The sequence below is a fragment of the Enterobacter sp. Acro-832 genome (assembly GCF_011752745.1).
In the GTDB taxonomy this organism is placed as follows: Bacteria; Pseudomonadota; Gammaproteobacteria; order Enterobacterales; family Enterobacteriaceae; genus Enterobacter; species Enterobacter quasiroggenkampii.
The window spans coordinates 750,015-772,372 of sequence record NZ_VWWX01000001.1 but is presented as its reverse complement, the minus strand read 5'-3'; the positions used below and the strand labels follow the sequence as shown (position 1 = coordinate 772,372).

At 52.9% G+C, this 22,358-nt stretch carries 24 protein-coding genes and 3 tRNA genes; 18 read left to right on the top strand and 9 right to left on the bottom strand.

Annotation, left to right across the window (positions count from 1 at the left end; all coding sequences use genetic code 11):
- Positions 1 to 213 precede the first annotated feature (213 nt).
- Together fliE and yedD are read left to right on the top strand one after the other, a co-directional pair.
- Entirely contained in the window at positions 214 to 528 is a 315-nt protein-coding gene (gene fliE, locus F3J31_RS03615; protein ID WP_008500329.1) for a flagellar hook-basal body complex protein FliE, read from the top strand.
- 74 nt (positions 529 to 602) lie between these two features.
- A complete protein-coding gene (gene yedD, locus F3J31_RS03610; protein WP_032652553.1) occupies positions 603 to 1,016 on the top strand; it encodes a lipoprotein YedD in 414 nt (137 codons plus the stop codon).
- A 94-nt stretch (positions 1,017 to 1,110) separates the two neighbouring features.
- On the opposite strand, the gene amyA is transcribed toward yedD, so the two are convergent.
- Genes amyA through fliD form a run of 4 tightly spaced genes read right to left on the bottom strand, consistent with a single transcriptional unit; the run spans position 1,111 to position 4,880 of the window.
- Positions 1,111 to 2,598, bottom strand: a complete 1,488-nt coding sequence (gene amyA / locus F3J31_RS03605) for an alpha-amylase (RefSeq protein WP_167212028.1) — start codon at positions 2,596 to 2,598, stop codon at positions 1,111 to 1,113.
- Between the two features lie 51 nt (positions 2,599 to 2,649).
- Positions 2,650 to 3,024, bottom strand: a complete 375-nt coding sequence (gene fliT / locus F3J31_RS03600) for a flagella biosynthesis regulatory protein FliT (protein ID WP_045908165.1) — start codon at positions 3,022 to 3,024, stop codon at positions 2,650 to 2,652.
- Positions 3,025 to 3,029: 5 nt separating this feature from the next.
- Positions 3,030 to 3,434 (bottom strand): flagellar export chaperone FliS, encoded by a 405-nt coding sequence (fliS, locus tag F3J31_RS03595; RefSeq protein WP_023312296.1) that lies wholly within the window; start codon positions 3,432 to 3,434, stop codon positions 3,030 to 3,032.
- Between the two features lie 21 nt (positions 3,435 to 3,455).
- Complete coding sequence (gene fliD / locus F3J31_RS03590) at positions 3,456 to 4,880, bottom strand: flagellar filament capping protein FliD (RefSeq protein WP_045908166.1); 1,425 nt, start codon at positions 4,878 to 4,880, stop codon at positions 3,456 to 3,458.
- Between the two features lie 401 nt (positions 4,881 to 5,281).
- Between fliD and F3J31_RS03585 the strand changes: the two genes are divergently transcribed.
- The 9 genes from F3J31_RS03585 (at position 5,282) to sdiA (ending at position 13,195) form a co-directional block, all read left to right on the top strand.
- Positions 5,282 to 6,109: a flagellin gene (locus F3J31_RS03585; RefSeq protein WP_063435860.1), complete on the top strand. Its 828-nt coding sequence runs from the start codon at positions 5,282 to 5,284 to the stop codon at positions 6,107 to 6,109.
- A 62-nt stretch (positions 6,110 to 6,171) separates the two neighbouring features.
- Complete coding sequence (fliB, locus tag F3J31_RS03580; RefSeq protein WP_167211342.1) at positions 6,172 to 7,377, top strand: flagellin lysine-N-methylase; 1,206 nt, start codon at positions 6,172 to 6,174, stop codon at positions 7,375 to 7,377.
- A gap of 129 nt (positions 7,378 to 7,506) precedes the next feature.
- Positions 7,507 to 8,226, top strand: a complete 720-nt coding sequence (locus F3J31_RS03575; protein WP_008500338.1) for an RNA polymerase sigma factor FliA — start codon at positions 7,507 to 7,509, stop codon at positions 8,224 to 8,226.
- A gap of 54 nt (positions 8,227 to 8,280) precedes the next feature.
- Positions 8,281 to 8,832 (top strand): flagella biosynthesis regulatory protein FliZ, encoded by a 552-nt coding sequence (gene fliZ, locus F3J31_RS03570; RefSeq protein WP_008500339.1) that lies wholly within the window; start codon positions 8,281 to 8,283, stop codon positions 8,830 to 8,832.
- A gap of 86 nt (positions 8,833 to 8,918) precedes the next feature.
- Positions 8,919 to 9,719 carry a cystine ABC transporter substrate-binding protein gene (gene tcyJ / locus F3J31_RS03565; RefSeq protein WP_045908169.1) on the top strand — a complete coding sequence of 267 codons (801 nt, stop codon included), beginning with the start codon at positions 8,919 to 8,921 and terminating at the stop codon, positions 9,717 to 9,719.
- A 106-nt stretch (positions 9,720 to 9,825) separates the two neighbouring features.
- Positions 9,826 to 10,812, top strand: coding sequence for a D-cysteine desulfhydrase (gene dcyD, locus F3J31_RS03560; RefSeq protein ID WP_167211339.1), 987 nt, complete (start codon positions 9,826 to 9,828; stop codon positions 10,810 to 10,812).
- 21 nt (positions 10,813 to 10,833) lie between these two features.
- Complete coding sequence (gene tcyL / locus F3J31_RS03555) at positions 10,834 to 11,502, top strand: cystine ABC transporter permease (protein ID WP_014884380.1); 669 nt, start codon at positions 10,834 to 10,836, stop codon at positions 11,500 to 11,502.
- Positions 11,499 to 12,251: an L-cystine ABC transporter ATP-binding protein TcyN gene (gene tcyN / locus F3J31_RS03550; RefSeq protein ID WP_008500343.1), complete on the top strand. Its 753-nt coding sequence runs from the start codon at positions 11,499 to 11,501 to the stop codon at positions 12,249 to 12,251. The genes tcyL and tcyN overlap by 4 nt, the downstream gene beginning before the upstream one ends.
- A 221-nt stretch (positions 12,252 to 12,472) precedes the next feature.
- A complete protein-coding gene (gene sdiA / locus F3J31_RS03545; RefSeq protein WP_045908171.1) occupies positions 12,473 to 13,195 on the top strand; it encodes a transcriptional regulator SdiA in 723 nt (240 codons plus the stop codon).
- 66 nt (positions 13,196 to 13,261) lie between these two features.
- Here sdiA and F3J31_RS03540 read toward each other — a convergent pair whose 3' ends face one another.
- Complete coding sequence (locus tag F3J31_RS03540; protein WP_008500345.1) at positions 13,262 to 13,486, bottom strand: DUF2594 family protein; 225 nt, start codon at positions 13,484 to 13,486, stop codon at positions 13,262 to 13,264.
- A 466-nt stretch (positions 13,487 to 13,952) separates the two neighbouring features.
- On the opposite strand from F3J31_RS03540, the gene uvrY reads away from it, so the two are divergent.
- From uvrY to F3J31_RS03510, 6 genes are all read left to right on the top strand, one after another.
- On the top strand, positions 13,953 to 14,609 hold the full coding sequence (uvrY, locus tag F3J31_RS03535) for a UvrY/SirA/GacA family response regulator transcription factor (protein WP_008500346.1): 657 nt from the start codon (positions 13,953 to 13,955) through the stop codon (positions 14,607 to 14,609).
- A complete protein-coding gene (gene uvrC / locus F3J31_RS03530; protein WP_048029398.1) occupies positions 14,606 to 16,438 on the top strand; it encodes an excinuclease ABC subunit UvrC in 1,833 nt (610 codons plus the stop codon). The genes uvrY and uvrC overlap by 4 nt, the downstream gene beginning before the upstream one ends.
- A gap of 56 nt (positions 16,439 to 16,494) precedes the next feature.
- A complete protein-coding gene (pgsA, locus tag F3J31_RS03525; RefSeq protein ID WP_008500348.1) occupies positions 16,495 to 17,043 on the top strand; it encodes a CDP-diacylglycerol--glycerol-3-phosphate 3-phosphatidyltransferase in 549 nt (182 codons plus the stop codon).
- 152 nt (positions 17,044 to 17,195) lie between these two features.
- Positions 17,196 to 17,271: transfer RNA gene (locus F3J31_RS03520), tRNA-Gly, on the top strand.
- 46 nt (positions 17,272 to 17,317) lie between these two features.
- Positions 17,318 to 17,391 (top strand) — tRNA-Cys (locus F3J31_RS03515).
- Positions 17,392 to 17,402: 11 nt separating this feature from the next.
- Positions 17,403 to 17,489: transfer RNA gene (locus tag F3J31_RS03510), tRNA-Leu, on the top strand.
- A gap of 495 nt (positions 17,490 to 17,984) precedes the next feature.
- On the opposite strand, the gene F3J31_RS03505 is transcribed toward F3J31_RS03510, so the two are convergent.
- Positions 17,985 to 18,356 carry a hypothetical protein gene (locus F3J31_RS03505; protein ID WP_167211336.1) on the bottom strand — a complete coding sequence of 124 codons (372 nt, stop codon included), beginning with the start codon at positions 18,354 to 18,356 and terminating at the stop codon, positions 17,985 to 17,987.
- A gap of 180 nt (positions 18,357 to 18,536) precedes the next feature.
- Here F3J31_RS03505 and F3J31_RS03500 point away from each other — a divergent pair, with 180 nt between their 5' ends.
- On the top strand, positions 18,537 to 19,214 hold the full coding sequence (locus F3J31_RS03500) for a DUF2076 domain-containing protein (RefSeq protein ID WP_167211334.1): 678 nt from the start codon (positions 18,537 to 18,539) through the stop codon (positions 19,212 to 19,214).
- Between the two features lie 278 nt (positions 19,215 to 19,492).
- Here F3J31_RS03500 and F3J31_RS03495 read toward each other — a convergent pair whose 3' ends face one another.
- Genes F3J31_RS03495 through livM form a run of 3 tightly spaced genes read right to left on the bottom strand, consistent with a single transcriptional unit; the run spans position 19,493 to position 22,352 of the window.
- A complete protein-coding gene (locus tag F3J31_RS03495; RefSeq protein ID WP_167211331.1) occupies positions 19,493 to 20,209 on the bottom strand; it encodes an ABC transporter ATP-binding protein in 717 nt (238 codons plus the stop codon).
- Positions 20,206 to 21,081: an ATP-binding cassette domain-containing protein gene (locus F3J31_RS03490; RefSeq protein ID WP_063622007.1), complete on the bottom strand. Its 876-nt coding sequence runs from the start codon at positions 21,079 to 21,081 to the stop codon at positions 20,206 to 20,208. Before F3J31_RS03490 ends, F3J31_RS03495 begins: the two co-directional genes overlap by 4 nt.
- Positions 21,078 to 22,352 (bottom strand): high-affinity branched-chain amino acid ABC transporter permease LivM, encoded by a 1,275-nt coding sequence (gene livM / locus F3J31_RS03485; protein ID WP_063622006.1) that lies wholly within the window; start codon positions 22,350 to 22,352, stop codon positions 21,078 to 21,080. Before livM ends, F3J31_RS03490 begins: the two co-directional genes overlap by 4 nt.
- Positions 22,353 to 22,358: the final 6 nt, after the last annotated feature.

Below are 22,358 nucleotides of genomic sequence, written 5' to 3'. Positions count from 1 at the left end.
TCCTGGTGGTTTACGTTATTCGTGTAGAGAAACAAAACTGACTCCCGGGTCGGCAAACACGACAAAAGTTCCATATTGATGGCCCTGCCATTATTTGATGATTCGTGATTTTCTATGCGTCAAATAACCTGGTTTTTTCATGCTATTTACCGCCATTATCTTATTGACAAGCTGTTAGTCTTGACCGCGTAAAAAACCATCCAGGGGAGAGTCATGGCTATACAGGGCATTGAAGGGGTAATCAGTCAGTTGCAGGCAACGGCGATGACGGCCCGTAATCAGAATGTGGCAGATCAGCAGCCGAGCATCAGCTTTGCAGGGCAACTGCATGCCGCTCTTGACCGTATCAGCGATACCCAGACCGCAGCGCGCACTCAGGCTGAGAAGTTCACCCTTGGCGAGCCGGGCGTGGCGCTGAATGATGTGATGACCGATTTGCAAAAAGCCTCGGTTTCTCTGCAGATGGGGATCCAGGTGCGTAACAAGCTGGTGTCGGCCTATCAAGAGGTCATGGGGATGCAGGTCTAAGACCTGTCGATCTTCACTGGCAGCCGCAGCGCTTTAATGCCACAATATTTTTTTCTTCGAATGCAGGAAAGATGATGAAAAAAATAGCAATTGCTGGCGCGCTGCTGGCACTGACCGGGTGCGTTCAGGTCGATAATTATAACGACGTGATCAAGCATCCTGTCCCGGCGCATCTAGCGGGATACTGGCAGTCGAAAGGGCCGCAGAGCAACATGGTCAGCCCGAATGCGATTGCCACGCTGGTGGTGACGGAAGAGGGCGATACGCTGGACTGCCGTCAGTGGCAGCGCGTGATTGCCGTGCCGGGTAAAATCATGCTGCGTTCAGACAGTTATTACAACGTGACGCGTAAGCTGGATATCTATCCGCTGGAGCGCGATGGCTCGACGCTTGAGTACGACGGGCTGGAGCTGCAGAAGGTCGATCGCCCAACGGTTGAGTGTGCCGATTACCTGAGCAAGAATCCGCTGGCGAGTAAACTACCGTAGCCGTTTTTTTGCCGGGTGGCAGCTTCGCCTGACCCGGCCTACAAAAGTACCGTCCCGTAGGCCGGGTAAGCGTCAGCGCCACCCGGCATTGTTTCTACAACGCATCCTCAATCACCCACACGCTGACGCTTCCGCCTTTGCAGGTAAACGTTCCTTCGCCATCCGCCGCTGTGGTGACCGTTTCTTCGCGATTGCCGAGAAAATCACGCCACGTTTTGTTGCCGTAGTTTTCCCCCAGGCAAATCACCTTCTCGCCGTCGTCGCCGTTCGACATCACCACCACGCAGCCGGGATCGTCATCCGTACCGCTGCGGCTGAAGGCGATGCAGTTAGGATGGTCAAAAAACAGCGTCTGCACGCCGTGGGCAAAACGCTGGCGCGCGAGGATCAGCTCGTGGAGCTGCTCAATCACAGGCATATCAATATGGTACGTTTCTCCGTCTCCACCCGTATCGTCATAGCTGGCGCCAAAGAGGTCCGGATAAAAGACGCTCGGCACGCCATTTTCCCGCAGCAGGATCAGCGCATACGCCAGCGGTTTAAACCAAGCTTCGACCGGGGCTTCCAGCGCCTGCAAAGGCTGGGTGTCATGGTTCGCGACGAGGGTCACCGCATGAAACGGATCGGCTTCCACCAGCGTGCCGGTGAAGATTTGGCTCATGTCGTAATCCCGACCCTGACGCGACGCCTCGTGGAATTTCATCTGCAGGGGGGCATCAAACAGCATGGTTTTGCCTTCGACCTGGTTAATATAGGCCTGAAGCTTATCCACCTCGTGGGACCAGTATTCCGCCACGATAAACAGCGGCTGGTCGGCGACGTCCTGGACGTGCTCAATCCACTCTTTGTAGAACCAGGCGGGAATATGCTTGACGGCGTCCAGACGAAAACCGTCGCAGCCCGTCTGTTCCATGACCCAGCGGGCCCAGTATTTGATCTCCTCGGTGACGGCGTGATTGCGAAAGTCGATATTTTCGCCCATCAGATAGTCGAAGTTACCCATCTCATCATCAACCTGATCGTTCCAGCCTTCGCCGGTGTAGTCGTTGACGATTTTAAAAATGCCGTCTTCATCGGGGTTTTCAATGTGGTCGACGCCGCTGAAGCATTTGTAGTCCCAGATGAACTGGGAATATTGCCCGGCGCGGGCAGGGAAGGTATAGCGGGTCCAGGCTTCACACTCGATGACCTCATCATCGATTTGCGTGCGATCCTGCTCGTTCACGCGCTGAACGCGCACAGGCTCTTTTTCATCGGCACCCATTTTGTGGTTGACCACCACGTCCAGCAGCACGGCAATGTCGTTGCGCTTGAGGGCGTCGATGGCCTCCAGCAGTTGCGCTTTGTCACCGTATTTGGTGGCGATACTGCCTTTCTGGTCAAACTCGCCCAGATCGAACAGGTCATAGGAGTCATAGCCGACAGAATACCCGCCTGACGCGCCTTTATAGGCGGGCGGTAGCCAGATCATGTTAATGCCGATTTCGTTAAGATTGGGTGCTAACGCCGTGACCTCTCGCCACAATTCACCGCCAGCAGGGTAGTACCAGTGAAAACATTGTAACAGGGTGGGGTTTTTCATCATCCTTGCTCCAGAAGCCATTGGCAGACTTCTGGAGTATGGATGAAGAAATCATAGTTGTGTGTCGCGGGTAAAACTTTCTGGATAAAGAATATTCCCTGACAGCTTTCCATAGGTAGACGTGATGGATTGCTGTTTGCCGGTTTGATCGATCAGACTGCGCAGTTCGTCCATGCGGACTTTCAGCAGCGCCTTAAGCGCATTTTCATTTTCAAGGATCATTTCCAGCAGCGCACGCGCTTGCTCAACCTGAGCCGGAGGGCATGACATGATGGGCGTTTGAGAAATCCTCTCCACCAGTTGTACGTAATGCATTTCCTGCTCGATAAGCGCATCCCATTGACCAGAATGTGCGAGATTTAGCATAGCAATGCTCTGAGCATGTAACGCCTGCCAGTGGCTAAGCGCTGCGCTGGGATTATTCATCAAAATTATCCTGAAATAGAGGACGCATTGGGGCCGATTTGCTTCCACGCATCCGCAATGTTGTTTAATAAACCCTCGACTTCAACAATTGCGTCTACGTCATTACTGACATTCGCCAGTAACAAACGTCGAACCATATATTCGTACAAGGAGGCAAGGTTACCGGACAACTCGCTCTCAACCTCCATGTTCAGTCCTGCTTTTAAACCGTTGTCGATGATGTTGATGGCTTTCGATAACGCTTCGCCTTTCTCACGAATTTGTCCGGCTTCCATGAACAAACGCGCGCGAACAAGGGCGCTATGCGCCCCGTCGAACAACATGACAATCAGCTGGTGTGGACTGGCATTCATCACTGCACTTTCGACTCCTATCTGCTGATAGGATTGAACACCAGAGGTCTTATACATTTCCACTCCTCAATGCGACGACTATTTTTGTGAGAACTGTTGGGTCAGGTAGTTGGCTGTACTGGTCATTTTGGTGACTAATACGTCCAGGCTGGTGAACTGGGTTTTGTAACGCGCCATGGTGGCTTCAATTTGGGCATCCATGGCATCGTAGCGTTCGCCCAGGGTTTTCAGCGTTTTGTTGATCCCGTCTTTCGCGTTCTGGATCACCCCGGCGCTACCGGTACTGGTGCTGAGCATGGCGGTCAGCGTGTTGTTCATCTGCGTGGCCATACCGGTTTTCTTTCCGTCACCGACAAAGTACTGCTGTACGGCGTTCGGGTTGTCGGTCAGCGCTTTTTTCAGCTTGTCGGTATCGACCTTCAGGTTACCGACGGTGCCGTCTGAGCCTTTAACCGGGTCCTGGGTAATCCCCAGTTGGGCCATGATCTGAACCGAGCCGGCCTGCACTTCGGTCAGCAGACCGCGCAGCTGAGACTGAACTCCGCGCACGTTCGCATCACCGACCAGCGCGCCGTTGCTGGTAGACTGGCTGCCGGAGCCTGCATCGACTGGCACATATTTCGTCAGGCTGTTAATGGTGGACTGCAGCGAGTTGTACGCCGTGACCCAGTCCGTAATCGCCTTCTGGTTTGCATCCGTTGCGCGCGAAACCTCAAGGGTTTCATCGGCTTTGCTTTCGGCCTTCACCGAGAAGGTGACGCCAGGCAGCGCATCGGTAATGGTATTCGACTGGCGCTCGATAGAGATGTTGTTCACCACCACGATGGCGTTCTGCGCGTCGGTGTTCACCGTCAGCGCGCCCGTTTTAGTGGTTGAGTCGTAGCCAATGGCGCTTTGCAGCTTGGCGTCGCCAGTGACGCTGACGGTCATCGCACCATCGGTACCGGTGGTTTTTGATGACAGCATCAGGCGGTAATCACCGTCTTTCGCTTTAATGACGCTGGCGGTGACGTTGCCGTTCGCTTTATTAATGGCGCTCGCGATCCCGGCCAGCGACGTATCGCCATCGGCCAGCGTGACCTCTAACGGTGTCTTCGTGCCCGGCTGGGTGATGGTGATTTTACGCGTCGTCCCTGTCGTATCGCCCAGCAGATCTGTGTTGTTCGCATAGGAGCCGGTAGTGAGCGCCTGTGCTTTTGCAACCTGGTTGACGTTAACCACAAAGGAACCCACGGACGCATCAGCCGTCGTCGTGGCGGTAAAGGCCGTGTTGGTGCTGCTCACGGACGTTGAGTTCCAGGTGGTGGCTTTACCCAGTGCAGCGGTGGCAGTCTGCAGCGATGTCATGGCGCTCTGCAGCTTGCCGTAAGCGCTTAACTGTGCGTTATACGTTGATTGCTGGGAAGTAATCGTCGTCAGCTTGGTTTTCTCTGCCGCTTCCAACTGATTATATAAATCCCCGAGTCCTGCAGAACCTATCCCGAGGTTACTGATAGTAGCCATGCATATTTTCCTTAAAATACGAAAGTAGTTCAGGACTCTTATCGGCCTCTTAACGTAAAAGTTTACGATGGTGAGAAAAAAATAATCCAAAGAATAGGCACGTCCTGGCGGGGTAAATGAAAGGATTGCACTTTAGGATCATTATCCGCGCATTGAAAACACGAATAAGTGTGTGCCTTTTTTGTCATCTTTTTGCGCGTTAAAAAGCGTAAATAATAACGCGGTGACGGACCTTTAAATGATTTTTTAAAAATAAATCTGTTAATAATCAGTTGGTTGTAATTTTTTAAAAATTGATTCTAAAGTCTTTTGGGGACCCGTCGATAACCTTGTTGACGGTGAGAGACGCTGTGAGTGTTAGGCACCGGACCTAAAACCCAATTTTTGAAGGAAAGAAAATTATGGCAGTTATCAATACTAACCTGTTGTCCCTGACCACTCAGAACAACCTGAACAAATCTCAGTCTTCTCTGGGCACTGCTATCGAGCGTCTGTCTTCCGGTCTGCGTATTAACAGCGCGAAAGACGATGCTGCTGGCCAGGCGATTGCAAACCGCATGACCTCCCAGATCAAAGGCATGAACCAGGCAGCGCGTAACGCCAACGACGGTATCTCCATGGCGCAGACGGCTGAAGGTTCTCTGAACGAAATCAACAACAACCTGCAGCGTGTACGTGAACTGGCTGTTCAGGCAAGCAACGGCACCAACAGCACGACTGACCTGGCTTCTCTGCAGGATGAAGTTACCGCTCGTCTGCAAGAAATCGACCGTGTTGCGGGCAAAACTGATTTCAACGGCATCAAACTGCTGGACGGTACTGCTGGTGGTGGTACTGGTAAAGTTAAAATTCAGGTTGGCGTGAACGACGGCGACACTATTGATCTGGATCTGAAAGGCGCGCAAGCTGATACCGCGACTCTGAAAGTAGATACCCTTGATTTGACTGCACTGAAAGGAACTGATCTGGCAACTATCGATGCCGCTATCGCTACCGTTGATAAAGCACGTTCAGGCCTGGGTGCTGTGCAGAACCGCTTCACTTCTGCAATCAACAACCTGAACAACACCTCTAACAACCTGTCTGCTGCTCAGTCCCGTATCCAGGACGCTGACTACGCAACTGAAGTTTCCAACATGTCTCGCGCGCAGATCCTGCAGCAGGCTGGTACTTCTGTTCTGTCTCAGGCAAACCAGGTTCCACAGACTGTTCTGTCTCTGCTGCGTTAATTTTACGCACGAAACCCCGCTTCGGCGGGGTTTTTTTGTCTCTGAATTTTGAGGGCCCGCCTGTGAAACAGATCGTTATTACCCAGCCTAAACTGGTCGCAGATTTCTCCTGTGTCGGTGGGGAATGCCGTGAACATTGTTGTCAGGGCTGGACCATCGCATTTGATAAATCCTCCGTTAATCGCTATCTGAACAGTAAAAATGCTGCCATTCGTCACACGGCGAAAACGGCGATAAAAGTTACCAAAAAACAGTATGGCCACTGGGGTGAAGTGATTTTCCATACGGAAAGTAAAAACTGTCCGTTTATGGATACGGAAAAACTCTGTTCTATTCACAGCGCCATGGGCGCGCAGGCCTTAAGCCCAACCTGTTCGTCGTTTCCACGGACAAACCGGGTCTATAAAAATGAAATCGAAAAATCGTTGAATCTCTCGTGTCCGGAAGTCACCCGACTTCTGTTGAACGATCGGGAGTCTATGTCGATGATGGAATCGGTCATTGTCCAGCAGGACGTCAATACTGCGCCGATGATTAATTTAAAGGCAAAAGTCATCAATCTCTTCTGCCAGAATATATTCAGCGTTGAGGACATTAGCGTTGAAGAACAGGTTTACGCCGTGGTGAAGTTCCTCATGGTGGCTGAAAAACTGGAAAACCTGGAAGAAAATATCGGCACGCTCGAAACGGTTTATTTCTCGCTGGTTAACGAACTGGTGAGCGGTAAAATCAAGACGGAGTTGGGCGGATTTAAACAGAACTACAGCCTGAAATTCGCGTTAATTTCGCTCATCCAGAGTTACTTTACGAAGAAAGCGACGGCACGCGGTGGTGCGGTGTTAAACCACTATTTTGCCCAGCTTTATCAACAGTTCGAATCTGTCGGTGATGCCGTACCGGCAGAGAAGGTCATGGAGAACATCGAGTCCGTCTGGCGCGATGTGGCGGGCAGTTACCTGGCGACCAATGACCACTTATTTAAGAACTTTTTTAAATACAAACTCTGGGAGCAGGGCTTCCCGCAGAGCAACGGTCGCAGCATGTTGAATAATCTTTATTTAATCGTTGCCGAGTACTATTTCCTGAAAACGTTACTTGCCGGTCAGGCTATCGTGGCGGGGAAAATTGAACAAGATAATATCATTGATGTTATTTACAGCTTCCACTCCCTTAGCCAGCATAATCAGGAAGCGGGAAAGCTCTTTCATCAACATATAGATAGCGTCAAACTGGGCGACGATCTTTCATTGTTGCAACTGTTAATTTAGGCAGAAAAGTTGCCCCGGTTGAGGGCAACCTCAGAATAACCTCACTTTATCCCCCTTTTTCATCCAATTGAACGCCCTGCAGAATCGGATAATCATGCCGATAACTCAACTAACGCAGGGCTGTTTATCGTGAATTCACTCTATACCGCTGAAGGTGTAATGGATAAACACTCGCTGTGGCAGCGTTATGTCCCGCTGGTGCGTCACGAAGCATTGCGCCTCCAGGTGCGCTTGCCGGCGAGCGTGGAACTCGACGATCTGCTACAGGCGGGCGGTATCGGGTTATTGAATGCAGTTGACCGATACGACGCTCTGCAAGGAACGGCATTTACGACTTACGCAGTTCAGCGTATTCGTGGTGCGATGCTGGACGAGCTGCGCAGCCGTGACTGGGTGCCGCGCAGTGTTCGCCGCAACGCACGCGAAGTGGCGCATGCGATGGGGCAGCTGGAACAGGAACTGGGACGCAACGCAACGGAAACTGAAGTGGCGGATCGTCTTGGCATTGCTGTTGAAGAGTATCGTCAGATGTTGCTCGATACCAATAATAGCCAACTCTTCTCTTATGACGAGTGGCGAGAAGAGCATGGCGATAGCATCGAGCTGGTGACGGATGAGCATCAGCAAGAAAACCCGTTACACCATTTAATGGAAGGGAATTTACGCCAGCGCGTAATGGAAGCTATTGAAGCTCTGCCAGAACGCGAACAGCTGGTATTGACCCTTTATTACCAGGAAGAGCTTAACCTCAAAGAGATTGGCGCTGTTCTGGAGGTGGGAGAGTCGCGGGTGAGCCAGCTGCACAGCCAGGCCATTAAACGCTTACGAACCAAGCTGGGTAAGTTATAGGTGATTGATTCACCTTAAAAATGCCGCACAACGTATTGACAACCAGGAGTTATCATGACGGTGCAGCAATCTAAAAGACGGCCTTTAAGCCGCTACCTGAAAGACTTTAAACACAGCCAGACGCATTGCGCCCACTGTAACAAGTTACTCGATCGTATCACGCTGGTTCGCCGTGGCGAAATCGTCAATAAGATCGCGATTTCGCGCCTCGACACGTTGATGGACGAAGCAGCATGGCTCGAAGAGCAAAAAGAGTGGGTGGCGCTTTGCCGTTTCTGTGGCGATCTCCACTGCAAAGAGCAAAGCGACTTCTTCGACATTATCGGCTTCAAGCAATTCCTGTTTGAACAAACGGAGATGAGCCACGGCACCGTTCGCGAATATGTGGTTCGCCTGCGTCGCCTCGGACAACATCTGACCGTGAACAACATTTCCCGCGATCTGCTGAAAACCGGTTATCTGGACGAGAACCTGGAGCCGTGGCTGCCTGCGACCAGCACCAACAACTACCGAATTGCGCTGCGCAAGTATGCACAATATAAGGTACAAATGCCGGGTGCCATAAAGCAGAAAGCCCACGCCGGAACAACTTCTGATATATATTAAAAAAGAATAAGATGTAGCGCAGTCGCCTTTGACGTTGCAGGCGATTTCTCTACACTACGTAAAAATTCCACTATATCGGGGTATTTATGAAATTTGCACTTCTGGGTCGTCAGGCGCTGATGGGTGTTATGGCCGTTGCGCTGGTTGCAGGCATGAGCGTGAAAACGTTTGCCGCAGAAAACCTGCTGAATAAAGTGAAAGAGCGCGGTACGCTGCTGGTCGGGCTGGAAGGAACCTATCCTCCGTTCAGCTTCCAGGGCGATGACGGTAAGCTGACCGGTTTTGAAGTGGAGTTTGCTGAAGAGCTGGCGAAACACCTCGGCGTGAAAGCGTCCCTGAAACCGACCAAATGGGACGGTATGCTGGCGTCGCTGGATTCGAAACGTATTGATGTGGTCATCAACCAGGTCACCATTTCTGACGAGCGTAAGAAGAAGTATGACTTCTCCACCCCGTATACCGTATCCGGTATTCAGGCGCTGGTGAAGAAAGGCAACGAAGGTGGGATTAAAACCGCCGCGGACCTGAAAGGGAAGAAAGTCGGTGTCGGTCTGGGAACTAACTACGAAGAGTGGCTGCGCCAGAACGTGCAGGGCGTAGATATCCGTACCTATGATGATGACCCGACGAAATACCAGGATCTGCGCGTGGGCCGTATCGACGCCATTCTGGTTGACCGCCTGGCGGCGCTGGATCTGGTGAAGAAAACCAACAACACCCTGGCGGTCGCAGGTGATGCGTTCTCTCGTCAGGAATCCGGTGTGGCTGTTCGTAAAGGTAACGAAGACCTGGTGAAAGCGATTGACGCGGCGATTGCTGATATGCAAAAAGACGGCAGCCTGAAAGCGCTTTCCGAGAAGTGGTTCGGGGCAGACGTCACGAAATAAGTTTCGGACGTAAAAAAAGGCGCTTTTAAAAGCGCCTTTTTTATTTCTTACGCGTCTGCGTGCATAATGAAAAATATCACATTTTGTCAGAGTTACCGGAGCATCCATGTCACTACAGAATTTAACGCGCTTTCCTCGCCTGGAGTTTATCGGCGCGCCGACGCCGCTGGAGTATCTGCCGCGATTTTCTGATTATTTAGGGCGCGATATTTTTATTAAGCGTGATGACGTGACGCCCATGGCGATGGGGGGCAACAAGCTGCGCAAGCTGGAGTTTCTGGCGGCGGACGCCCTGCGTGAAGGCGCGGATACGCTCATCACTGCCGGGGCCATCCAGTCCAACCACGTTCGCCAGACGGCGGCCGTAGCGGCGAAACTTGGGCTCCACTGCGTGGCGTTGCTGGAAAACCCGATTGGCACGCGGGCTGAAAACTATCTCACCAACGGTAACCGCCTGCTGCTGGATCTGTTTAACGTGCAGGTTGAGATGGTTGACGCGCTGACCGACCCGACCGCCCAGCTCGATGAGCTGGCGACGCGTCTGGAAGCGCAGGGGTTCCGCCCCTACGTTATCCCCGTCGGCGGGTCGAATGCGCTGGGTGCGCTGGGGTATGTGGAAAGCGCGCTGGAAATCGCGCAGCAGTGCGAGGGCGCGGTAAGTCTTTCCTCCGTGTTGGTCGCGTCCGGCAGTGCGGGCACCCATGCCGGGCTGGCGGTGGGGCTGGAGCAACTGCTGCCGGACGTCGAACTGATTGGCGTGACGGTGTCCCGCAGCGTCGCGGATCAGAAGCCAAAAGTGGTTACGTTACAGCAGGCGGTTGCAGAGCAGCTGGAGCTGAAGGCAAAGGCCGATATTCTGCTCTGGGATGACTATTTTGCGCCGGGTTACGGCACGCCGAACGAAGAGGGAATGGAAGCGGTGAAACTGCTGGCGCGCCTCGAGGGCATACTGCTCGATCCGGTCTATACCGGCAAAGCGATGGCCGGACTGATCGACGGCATTGCGCAAAAACGCTTTAAGGATGAAGGGCCGATTTTATTTGTCCATACCGGCGGAGCGCCTGCGCTGTTTGCCTACCATCCTCATGTCTAAAAATCAGGTCGAAAAATAATAATGCAAGAAAGTATTCAACTGGTTATTGATTCTCTGCCGTATCTGCTGAAAGGTGCGGTATTTACGTTACAGCTTAGTATCGGCGGGATGTTCTTTGGGCTGGTTCTGGGATTTGTGCTGGCCTTGATGCGCATGTCGCCCATCCTGCCGGTGCGCTGGCTGGCGCGCTTTTATATCTCCGTGTTTCGCGGTACGCCGCTTATCGCCCAGCTCTTTATGATTTACTACGGCTTACCACAGTTTGGTATTGAGCTGGATCCGATCCCGGCGGCAATGATTGGCCTGTCGCTCAATACCGCGGCGTACACCTCCGAAACCCTGCGTGCGGCCATCTCATCCATTGACAAAGGGCAGTGGGAAGCGGCGGCCAGTATCGGGATGACGCCCTGGCAGACGCTGCGCCGCGCCATTCTGCCGCAGGCGGCGCGCGTGGCGCTTCCGCCGCTCAGCAACAGCTTTATCAGCCTGGTGAAAGATACCTCCCTGGCGGCAACGATTCAGGTTCCGGAGCTTTTCCGTCAGGCACAGCTCATCACCTCCCGTACGCTCGAGGTCTTTACCATGTATCTGGCCGCCTCGCTGATTTACTGGGTGATGGCGACAGTGCTCTCTGCTCTGCAAAACTATTTCGAAAACCAGCTTAACCGCCAGGAGCGTGATCCAAAATGAGTGCAATTGACGTCAAAAACCTGGTGAAGAAATTCCACGGTCAAACGGTGCTCCATGGGATCGATCTGGAGGTCGAGCAGGGCGAAGTGGTGGCGATTATCGGACCGAGCGGTTCGGGAAAGACGACGCTGCTGCGCAGCATTAACCTGCTTGAACAGCCGGAAGGCGGTACCATCCGGGTCGGGGAGATAACGATTGATACCGGGAAATCTATCAGCCAGCAGAAAGGGTTGATTCGCCGCCTGCGCCAGCATGTCGGCTTTGTTTTCCAGAACTTCAATCTTTTCCCACATCGTACGGTGCTGGAGAACATCATTGAAGGGCCGGTTATCGTTAAAGGTGAGCCTAAAGAGGAAGCGACGGCGCGCGCTCGTGAACTGCTCGCCAAAGTTGGGCTGGCGGGAAAAGAGACCAGCTATCCGCGTCGTCTGTCTGGCGGCCAACAGCAGCGCGTGGCGATAGCGCGTGCGCTGGCGATGCGCCCGGACGTGATCCTGTTTGATGAACCGACCTCTGCGCTCGATCCGGAACTGGTGGGCGAGGTGCTGAACACCATTCGCCAGCTGGCACAGGAGAAACGTACGATGGTGATCGTGACCCATGAAATGAGCTTTGCGCGCGATGTCGCTGACAGAGCCATCTTCATGGATCAGGGGCGGATTGTGGAGCAGGGGCCAGCGAAAAGCCTGTTCGCTAACCCTCAACAGCCGCGAACCCGTCAATTCCTTGAAAAATTCCTTATGCAGTAGCATTTTTGCACGCATTTGCTCCAGAAATTTACTCTGGAGCAAATTATTCTCCCTCTGCATGAGGACCCCTGTTTTTTTATTCTATCCGGCTCGGATAAACCTTATCGATAGTAAAGTTAATTGTGCTATTGCCGATATTTTGTGGTTAGAAAAAAGTTTTCTGTGTTAGCTTATATTCACCATAATAATGATTATCTGTTCAGAGGCTTCATTTAGTAAGTATGAAGGATTTAGACTTTTTCACCTGGCGACGGGAATGCTCCCTCCGGTTTCAGGAATTGACCTGTGCCGCCGAGGTATATCAAGAGCTGGAGCGACAAACTCAGGCGCTGGAATTCGATTATTATGCGCTCTGTGTGCGCCATCCCGTGCCATTTACGCGCCCTAAGATCTCCCTGCATACCACTTACCCAAAGCTGTGGATGGCGCAATATCAATCCGCGAACTATTTCGCGATCGATCCGGTTTTAAAACCGGAGAATTTCATTCAGGGGCATCTCCCCTGGACAGACGCATTATTCGCTGAGGCGCAGGAATTATGGCATAGCGCCCAGGACCACGGTTTACGCGCCGGAATAACGCAGTGCCTGATGCTGCCGAATCATGCGCTCGGCTTCCTGTCTGTTTCTCGTAGTCGCGTACAGGAAGGGCCATTAGCCCATGAGGAAATAGAACTGCGGTTGCAAATGCTGGTGCAAATGGCCTTAACCTCCCTGATGCGTTTTGACCATGAGATGGTCATGCCGCCCGAAATGAAATTCAGCAAGCGCGAGCGTGAAATTCTGAAATGGACTGCGGAAGGGAAGACGTCAGCGGAAATAGCGATCATTCTCTCGATCTCAGAGAATACCGTTAACTTCCATCAGAAGAATATGCAGAAGAAATTTAACGCGCCCAATAAGACTCAGATCGCGTGCTACGCGGCGGCAACGGGACTGATCTGACTCCGTAAAACGTTCTGCGTGACAGACGAGCGAACGGCTGAATGCACTGCATCCAGCCGTTTTTTGTTACTGGCGGTAGGCTTGCTTGATTTGCTTAACGGTGTTAGCAAATACCGCTGATTCAGCCTGGTCTTCCATCTCCGCGATTTGTTTTTCCATTTTAATGATCACACGGCCGGCATCAGCCTGGCCCATCGCCTGCAGCATCAGCGTCAGCAGTGCCTTCAGGCAGTTTACTTCCTGTGCCAGTTCCTGGTTATTCTCCGCAGTGGCAAATTCAGGTGTGCTCATTTATTTTCCTCATTATTAAACGGCGCTAGAGCGCGACGACGAAAGTCAAGGCGGCGGAGTATACCACAAGCTAACGCAAAAAATGCAGCGGTTGTTTTTCGTACTTTTACGCGGGTGTTTAATTGCGTAAACAGATCGTACCGGTAAACTCAACGAGGTTAATGACTATTAATTGTTTAGGTCGGGTCCGCTTGCCGTTAATTATTGTTACAAAAAGTTGTTCCCTGTTTTTGTGCAGGTTAAGGCAGCACGTTTTTTTGTAACTTTTTGAATACAGATGATTAAAAAAAGCCGCAAGAGCCCTAAAAACACGGGCTCTCTTTCCACCGCCTGTACAGGCTAATTTCCAAAAACGAGAGCAAAATCGAATAGCCGGTTTTTTAACGTTTTAATCTTGTCATGAAAACCGTTAATATAAACCAAATTATCACTCAGTAGCGTTATCCCTATTCTGGAGACATTTCCTTTGATCAACGTCCTTCTTGTTGATGACCACGAACTGGTGCGCGCAGGGATACGACGCATTCTTGAAGATATTAAAGGTATTAAAGTTGCCGGTGAGGCATGCTGTGGTGAAGATGCGGTAAAATGGTGCCGTACTCACTCCGCCGATGTGGTGCTGATGGATATGAACATGCCCGGTATCGGTGGTCTTGAGGCAACACGCAAAATTGCGCGTACCTTTGTAGACACCAAAGTCATCATGCTGACCGTGCATACCGAAAATCCACTGCCCGCGAAAGTGATGCAGGCGGGGGCCGCGGGTTACCTGAGTAAAGGTGCTGCACCGCAGGAAGTCGTCAATGCTATCCGTTCCGTGTTTGCCGGACAGCGTTACATTGCGTCCGACATCGCTCAGCAGATGGCGCTGAGTCAGATCGAGCCCGAGAAAACCGAATCACCGTTTGCCAGTTTGTCCGAGCGTGAATTGCAGATTATGCTGATGATCACTAAAGGTCAGAAGGTGAATGAGATCTCGGAACAGCTGAATCTCAGCCCGAAAACGGTAAACAGCTATCGTTATCGGATGTTCAGTAAACTGAACATTCATGGTGACGTCGAACTGACGCATCTGGCCATCCGACATGGTTTGTGTAATGCGGAGACGTTGTTAAGTCAGTGAGTGATGTGTTCGATTCAAAAGCATTTCTGAAAACCGTAACCAGCCAGCCTGGCGTCTATCGCATGTATGACGCTGGCGGTACGGTTATCTATGTGGGGAAGGCAAAAGATCTTAAAAAACGCCTTTCCAGCTATTTTCGCAGCAACCTGGCCTCACGTAAGACCGAAGCGCTGGTCTCACTCATCCAGAATATTGATGTCACCGTCACGCACACGGAGACAGAAGCGCTGCTGCTTGAGCACAACTATATTAAGCTGTACCAGCCGCGCTATAACGTCCTGTTGCGCGATGATAAATCCTATCCGTTTATCTTTCTGAGCGGCGACACCCATCCGCGCCTCGCCATGCACCGTGGTGCAAAACATGCGAAGGGTGAATATTTCGGGCCGTTCCCCAACGGCTATGCCGTGCGTGAAACGCTGGCGCTGCTGCAAAAAATCTTCCCGATCCGCCAGTGTGAAAACAGCGTTTACCGTAACCGCTCGCGCCCGTGCCTGCAGTACCAGATTGGACGCTGCCTGGGGCCGTGCGTGGCCGGGCTGGTGAGTGAAGAAGAGTATGCCCAGCAGGTGGAGTACGTGCGCCTGTTCCTGGCCGGTAAAGACGATCAGGTGTTAACGCAGCTGATCGCGCGGATGGAAAAAGCCAGCGCCGCACTCGAGTTCGAAGAGGCCGCGCGTATTCGCGATCAAATCCAGGCGGTGCGCAGAGTCACGGAGAAACAGTTTGTCTCAAATACCGGTGACGATCTCGACGTGATCGGCGTGGCCTTTGACGCCGGGATGGCCTGCGTGCATGTGCTGTTCATACGCCAGGGTAAAGTGCTCGGCAGCCGCAGCTATTTCCCGAAAGTGCCTGGCGGTACCGAACTGGGCGAAGTGGTGGAAACCTTTGTCGGCCAGTTCTATCTCCAGGGGAGCCAGATGCGCACGCTGCCTTCTGAGATCCTGCTCGATTTTAATCTTGACGATAAAACCCTGCTGGCCGATTCGCTCTCTGAACTGGCGGGGCGCCGGGTCAATGTACAAACCAAACCGCGCGGCGATCGTGCGCGCTATCTGAAGCTTGCGCGAACCAACGCGGCAACGGCGCTGAGCACGAAGCTGTCGCAGCAGTCGACGGTGCACCAGCGTTTAACGGCCCTGGCGGCGCTGCTGAAGCTTCCGGAAGTAAAGCGGATGGAGTGTTTCGACATCAGTCATACGATGGGGGAACAGACGGTCGCGTCCTGCGTGGTGTTTGATGCTAACGGTCCGCTGCGCGCCGAGTATCGCCGCTATAACATCACCGGCATCACGCCGGGCGATGACTATGCGGCGATGAATCAGGTGCTGCGTCGTCGCTATGGTAAAGCCATAGAAGAGAGCAAGATCCCGGATGTGATCCTGATTGACGGCGGGAAAGGGCAGCTCGGCCAGGCGAAAGCGGTATTTGAATCGCTTGATGTCAGCTGGGATAAACACCATCCGCTGCTGCTGGGCGTCGCAAAAGGGGCCGATCGTAAGGCCGGTCTGGAGACACTGTTCTTCGAGCCGGAAGGTGAGGGCTTCAGCCTGCCGCCAGACTCTCCGGCGCTGCACGTCATCCAGCATATTCGCGATGAATCGCACGATCACGCCATCAGCGGTCACCGCAAAAAACGGGCGAAGGTGAAAAACACCAGCTCACTCGAGACGATCGAAGGCGTGGGGCCAAAACGTCGCCAGATGCTGCTGAAGTATATGGGCGGATTGCAAGGATTACTCAACGCCAGCATGGAGGAAATTGCAAAAGTGCCGGGTATTTCGCAAGGGCTGGCAGAAAAGATCTACTACTCGTTGAAACATTGAGGGCTCTGTAGCAACATAGAGCTAAATTTTACTGACAACAAATAGTTACCGTCACTATGCAATATAATATCCCTACGTTGCTCACTCTTTTTCGTGTCGTACTCATTCCGTTCTTCGTGCTGGCGTTTTACCTGCCGGTTGTCTGGGCACCCTTTGCCTGCGCATTGATCTTCCTTATTGCAGCGGTAACAGACTGGTTTGATGGCTACCTGGCGCGCCGCTGGAATCAAAGCACCCGTTTCGGCGCCTTCCTCGATCCGGTGGCGGATAAGGTGATGGTCGCGATTGCGATGGTGCTGGTGGCTGAGCACTATCATACCTGGTGGGTGACGCTGCCTGCGGCAACCATGATCGGCCGTGAGATTATTATCTCTGCGCTGCGCGAGTGGATGGCGGAACTGGGGAAACGCAGCAGCGTGGCAGTCTCCTGGATTGGTAAAGTGAAAACGACGGCGCAGATGGCGGCGCTGGTCTGGATGCTCTGGCGTCCGAACGCCTGGGTTGAGTGGGCTGGGATTGGCCTCCTGTGGGTGGCGGCAGTGCTGACATTGTGGTCAATGCTGCAATATTTGAACGCTGCGCGCGGGGATTTGCTTGATCAGTGATCGTTTCGCCGTAATTTTCAGCAAACGATCCGGGGATGCAAAAAATAACGTTGACTCATAACGTCATATCAGTAGAATGCAACGCATCGAACGGCGGCACAGTCAGCCGGACGATAATGAAATCAAGTGGTTAGACATTTACTTGATGACATGCGGGAATAGCTCAGTTGGTAGAGCACGACCTTGCCAAGGTCGGGGTCGCGAGTTCGAGTCTCGTTTCCCGCTCCAGATTAAAGACATGCGCAGTAGCGGGTGTCAGTTTAAAAAGTTTTACGGCGCGTTAGCAAAGCGGTTATGTAGCGGATTGCAAATCCGTCTAGTCCGGTTCGACTCCGGAACGCGCCTCCACTTTCTTCCCTGGCCGGATGGTGGAATCGGTAGACACAAGGGATTTAAAATCCCTCGGCGTTCGCGCTGTGTGGGTTCAAGTCCCACTCCGGCTACCATGGGAAACAAAGAATAATCAAAGCAATAAGCAGTGTCGTATAAACCACCGAAAGGTGGTTTTTTATTGCCTGTCTTTCGCCATTCAACTTCGCCACAAGAAGAGGGCACTACTGCCCAGCGACCACCACTCAAATGTGGATCACGCGAAAAGTTGTGGTTGATTTCATCCTATTTGATGCCATTCCGTCATTCTATTATGACAGGAAGACGTTAAGACTAAGTCTTTAACATCAAGCCCACCAATCGGTGGGCTTTTTGATGGAGTATGAGCAATTGAGGTCTTCAACGTTCGTCAAAAACCTTGAGTATCGCGATTCGGTATATAAAGTAACCAAGGACAATGAGAGCACCAGACGCTGCACCCCAGATAAAACGGGATTCGTCTTTTGAAAATGAAAAGAAATAAATACAGAACAATAGGCCCGCAGAAGCCATTCCCATCCCCAACCCGCGCAAAATTCGAGATGCTATTAATTTGATAATGTCCTGAGTGTTCATAATCCACCAAAAAAGTATTTGCACACTTCGTTAAATTCGTGCTTGTTTACATCTGGCACGCTACAGGCGTCAAGAAAAGGTTTCAATTTCTCTTCAACTAGAAAATACAGAAGATCCAAATCACCCATACCCTTAAGTCGGTAGTAGAGTGCAGGGTTCTGGTTTTCAAGCTTTCGGGCCGTATAGATAGCTCTCGATGTTTCTGCGTCAATCGTGAGGGCGCTTCCGATGACCACGCCAGCGGCGAACGAGGTCATAATGCGTGACGACACGGCAGCACCCAGTTTTATTCCGGTTAGTTCAGCGAATATGAATTTACCAGCCATTACGCCGGTAAAATTTTGTGCAATACCCTGAATACTGTCCATTTTAATATTCGCTGCCATAACAGAATGTTAAGCCTAACTCTCTAATAACAAGCCCGGAAAGCAGGGCGATTTTCAGCTAACCTGCAACCAATCTTAAACAAACATTTCACTCGCCAGACACAGGTTGCCGCCGCTGATAAACTGGTTGGTATCCACCCTGGAGAGCGGAAGGTTATTGTCATGCAATATGAAGAACAGCAGCTTATCAACGGCCTTTTCGAGCGTCTTAAACAGGCCGGACAACAAAACAGCCAACGGGATGCAGATGCAGAGCGTCAGATCGCTGAATTCGTCAGACAGCAGCCTGCGGCCCCCTACTATATGGCGCAGTCGATTTTGATTCAGGAAGCGGCGCTGAAACGCCTGCAGGCCCGGGTTCAGGAGCTTGAAAGCGAATTAGCCGCGCAAAAAAGCAAACCCTCGACGGGAGGCAGTTTCCTCGGCGGCCTGTTTGGTGGCGGGAAAAGTACCCCGCAGACTGAAAACAGCTGGAATGCCCAGCCGCAACAGCCGCCGGCGCAGGATTACTCTCGGGCGCCAGCGCCGGCTACTCGAGGCGGTGGTTTTATGGCTGGCGCGCTCCAGACAGCCGCTGGCGTGGCCGGTGGCGTCGCGCTTGCCGAGATGCTTACCAGCATGTTCCATCAGTCCCGGCCGGAAGAGATCGTGAATATCATCGAAGAACCGACAATGCCCGTCGGTGGTGAACCGTTTGTCGGTAATCAATACGGCGACGTTAATAACGTCTCTGACACCCGTTTCCTCAACCAGAACGATCCGTTCGGCAGTAATAACGACGCCTGGCAGAACGACGATGTAGATGATGACTACAGCAATGACGACGACAGTTTTATTTAACGACGTTATCGTGTCACCATCGAAATGAAGTTAACCCTGAAAGTTTGGTATCCAACTTTCAGGGTTTTGCTTTTCCGGGTCAAAAAAGCCTTCGAGGCTAAGCCTGAAGGCTCATAAATCACATTCTTTTTACTGCTTTTCTTACTAACAAACCTGTAAGAATTGCCGGAAGCAATCCAAACAAAGAGGCGATATCGACTAACGTATCCTCCAGTTCTGCTATCCCGTATGTGCCGAAATGATCCATCACGGCATAAGCCCATTCGTCAGATATCAAATCACACCCCGCCCAAATACGCCTTCCTCACCTCCTGATTCCCCAGCAGCTCCTCACCGCTGCCGCTCAGCCGGATCTGTCCGTTCACCATCACATACCCGCGGTCAGACAGCTTCAACGCATGGTGCGCATTCTGCTCCACCAGAAAAATGGTCATACCGCTGCGGGCCAGCTCTCGCAGCGTCTGGAAGATCTGCTTCACCACAATCGGGGCTAAGCCCAGGCTGGGCTCATCCAGCAGCAGCAGCTTCGGACGGCTCATCAGCGCCCTGGCGATCGCCAGCATCTGCTGCTCCCCGCCGGACATGGTCATCGCGCGCTGTTTACGTCGCTCTTTAAGGCGAGGGAAAAGGTCAAACATGGTTTGCATATCTTCAGCCGCAAACTGATTGCCGATGGGAATGGTCCCCATCAGCAGATTCTCTTCAACGGTCATATCCGGGAAGATTCGTCTGCCTTCCGGTGCCTGCGCAATGCCGCTGGACGCGACGTAGTGGGTGGACTGATGGCTGATGTCTTCACCACAGAACAGGATCTGCCCGCTGCGGATACGGGGTTGACCGAAGATGGACATCAGCAATGTCGATTTACCCGCGCCGTTTGCGCCAATCAGCGCCACGGTTTCCCCCTTATTCACCTCAAGAGAGACCTGCTTAAGCGCCTGAATGACGCCGTAAAACACATCCACTTCGCGAAAAGCCAGCAGCGGTTCGCTCATAGGGAGACCTCGCTTTCATCCGTGCCCAGGTAGGCGGCAATGACCTTTTCATCATGCTGGATCTGCTCGGGTTTCCCCCTGGCAATCACATCGCCGTGGTCGAGCACGATAATGTCGTCCGAAATTTCCATCACCATCCCCATATCATGCTCAATCAGCAATACCGTGATGTCATGATGATCCCGCAGAAAGCGAATAATCCCGCTCAGCTTGTGCGTTTCAACCGGGTTCAGCCCCGCGGCGGGTTCATCCAGACAGATCATTTCCGGCCCGGTACACATTGCCCGGGCGATTTCCAGTCGCCGCTGCTGGCCGTAAGACATTTCTCCCGCCAGGCGATTGGCGCACTCCACCAGATCCACCACTTCAAGCCAGTAAAAGGCTCTGTCCAGGGCGTCGCTTTCAGCCCGCCGGTAGGACGGCGTATTCAGGATCCCGGCGAGCAGATTGCGGTTCACCCGCATATGCTGCGCCACCAGCAGATTTTCCACGACCGACATCTCGCGAAAAAGACGGATATTTTGAAACGTGCGCGCCAGCCCGGCTCGGTTGACCAGATGGGTTCCGCCGAACATTTTGTAGAACAGACGCTGCCCGAGCTGAGCGGGGTTAATCCAGTCGCCGGGCTGGAATTTTTGCCCGAGTACCTGAATGACGTTGGTCGTTTTATGGCGGGTATTAAATAAAATGTTGCCGCCGGAGGCTCTGTAGAACCCCGTCAGGCAGTTAAAGACGGTGGTTTTTCCCGCCCCGTTTGGCCCAATCAGGGCGGTAATGGAGCCGCGTTGCACGTCCAGGTTGACGTCATTCAGGGCCTTAATCCCGCCAAAATGCATCATCAGATGCTCAACGCGTAATATTGTTTCGTTCATGGCGCGACGCCCTTACGCACGGCAAACCCGCTGCGGTTAATGCGGATCAAACCGCGTGGACGCCAGATCATCATGACCACCATCAGCATGCCAAACAGCAGGACGCGGTACTCGGCAAAACTGCGCAGCAGTTCCGGCGTGACCGTGAGCACGAAGGCGGCCAGCACCACGCCCAGCGTCGAGCCCATACCGCCCAGCACCACAATGGCGAGGATCAGTGCCGATTCAAAGAAGGTAAAGGAGGTTGGATTCACGAACCCCTGATAGGTGGCGAAGAACACCCCGGCAATGCCCGCGGTCGACGCACCCAGCGTAAAGGCGGAAAGCTTCACCAGAACATGGTTCAACCCCATTGAGCGGCAGGCAATTTCGTCTTCACGCAGAGCTTCCCACGCCCGGCCAATCGGCATGCGCGTCAGGCGGTGCTTGATGTAGAGCACCAGCATCACCACCAGAAAGAGCACCGCGTAGATAAAGATAAACTTCATGTTCGGGTTGTAGGTCAGGTGGAAAAACTCGTGGAAGGGCACGCCGCCTTCTTTCGCGCGTCGTCCAAATTCCAGACCGAAAAAAGTCGGGGGAGGGGCAGACACGCCGTTGGGGCCGCCGGTGAAGGTCAGCCAGTTGTTCAGTATCAGGCGAATGATCTCCCCGAATCCGAGGGTGACGATGGCCAGATAGTCACCGTGCATGCGCAGCACCGGGAAGCCGAGCAGGGCGCCTGCGGCGGCGGCCATGATTGCCGCCAGCGGCAGCATGCTCCAGAACCCTAAGCCGAGATACTGGTACCCCAGCGCCAGACCGTACGCACCAATCGCATAGAACGCGACATACCCCAGATCCAGCAGACCGGCCAGGCCCACGACGATGTTCAGTCCCAGGCCAAGAAGCACGTAGATCAGCCCGAGGATGGCGACGGTCAGCACATACTTGGTGGCGACAAACGGGAAGCAAACTGCAAGAGCAATCACCAGGGGAATGATCCAGCGCATGCGGCTTTTGTAATCCGGTGGCCGGACATAGACGCCCGCGCTGTCGGCCTCGAAGCGCGCCTGGAAACGGGCCCCGGCAGCGGTACCTAAAAAAGCGCTCAACAGAAAACGCCCGAACATGACGATGCCCACCATCCAGGCCAGGCGCTGCCCGGCGAAGGTAAAGCTATACCCGTCCAGCACAACGCCCGCGATGGGGCCGAAGATAATCAGCGCAATCAGCCCGGAAAAAATCGCGTCCAGAATGCAGCGTTTAAGTGAAAAACCGTGTGATGTCATCATTCT